This window comes from Flavonifractor plautii ATCC 29863 (assembly GCF_000239295.1).
GTDB classification, from domain to species: domain Bacteria; phylum Bacillota; class Clostridia; order Oscillospirales; family Oscillospiraceae; genus Flavonifractor; species Flavonifractor plautii.
This window is the reverse complement of sequence record NZ_JH417800.1, coordinates 18,015-19,233: the sequence shown is the minus strand read 5'-3', so window position 1 is coordinate 19,233 and position 1,219 is coordinate 18,015. Positions and strand designations below refer to the sequence as shown.

Genomic DNA, 1,219 nt, shown 5'->3' with positions numbered 1-1,219 from the left:
TCGCCCGCGGGCGGCCATAAAGGCCGCCCCTACATGGTTGGGCGAGTCCCTGCCAGAAACAAGGTGCTTATAGTATAACAAAAAATCAGGATTCGTCAAAGTCGATAATGAATAGGTCGTTTGGAGTACAGTTTAGAAGAAAACACATTGCTTCAATGTTTTCATAACGGATGGACTTTGTTTCATTGTTGACCATTCGATTAAAATTTTGATAGCTCATACCGAGCTGCTTATACAGCCAATACTTACTTTTTCCTTTTGCTTTTAACAGGGAGAGAATATCTAACTTAATCATAGTCTATGCCCTCGCTATCTAATGTAATAATTAGATATTAGGGTAACCAGACTATAAAACTATAGACTTTTACATTAGATAATGCTATAGTCTATATTGGGGGGTGACTTTAATGTTGGAAATAGAGGAGCTATTAAACGAACGCAAGGACTACATGCGGGAAACCTGTCCGGCCTACCGTCTGGTCTGTGCCGAGCATGAGGCCCTCGTGGAGATTCTGGGAAGCTGGCCGGGAATCAGCGAGGCGTTCCGGTCTTATGAGGCATATCGCCATATGGTTGCCCTCCGCTATTGCGCAGCCTGCTACCAAAAGAATAAAAAGCTCTCCGATCTCTCTGCCGAGGGCATCTTTACCTATGGAGAGGACGACATCTCCCAGGAAAAAATTTTGGCTTCCCCCCAGGCAGAGGACAAGGCGGAGCGGACGGCATTTCGTATGCTGAGCAGGTTGGTCGCAGAAAAGGGAAAGCCGCTGAGCTCATTTTGGGACAGCTACCGGACCGCCGTGCTATACCGGGACGATTTCGAGGCCATGTATAGCTGTTATTTCGGCTGTCAGGCGGGGGCGGGGACGCCGGAGTACAAGGCGTGGATTCAGCGGTACATCGAACCGAACCGGGAATATGAATAAAAAGCAGGTGTCCCGCCGGGACACCTGCTTTTTTCTGCGTCTATTTCACATGCTCGGGGCAAATGAATTGCCCCTGCGCCAAGGTTTTCGCCTCTGGCGAAAACGCTTGTACGGCGCTTGCCGCGCCGCCCCATCTTGCGATAGGGTTCCGGTGGCCGACGGGCCGCAGGAGAACGGAACCTTTTTTAATAGCTGACGCCCTGCCAGATCATCGCGTCGGCGCTCCCAAAACACAGGGTGTTTTGGGAACCCTGTGGCCTTCACATGCTCGGGGCAAATGAATTGCCCCTGCG

General features: G+C 50.5%; 2 protein-coding genes. One reads left to right on the top strand and one right to left on the bottom strand.

The features are described 5' to 3' along the window. Positions 1-85 precede the first annotated feature (85 nt). Positions 86-295, bottom strand: coding sequence for a helix-turn-helix domain-containing protein (locus HMPREF0372_RS11375; RefSeq protein WP_007492457.1), 210 nt, complete (start codon positions 293-295; stop codon positions 86-88). Positions 296-407: 112 nt separating this feature from the next. Here HMPREF0372_RS11375 and HMPREF0372_RS11370 point away from each other — a divergent pair, with 112 nt between their 5' ends. Next, positions 408-926 (top strand): hypothetical protein, encoded by a 519-nt coding sequence (locus HMPREF0372_RS11370; RefSeq protein WP_007492455.1) that lies wholly within the window; start codon positions 408-410, stop codon positions 924-926. Positions 927-1,219: the final 293 nt, after the last annotated feature.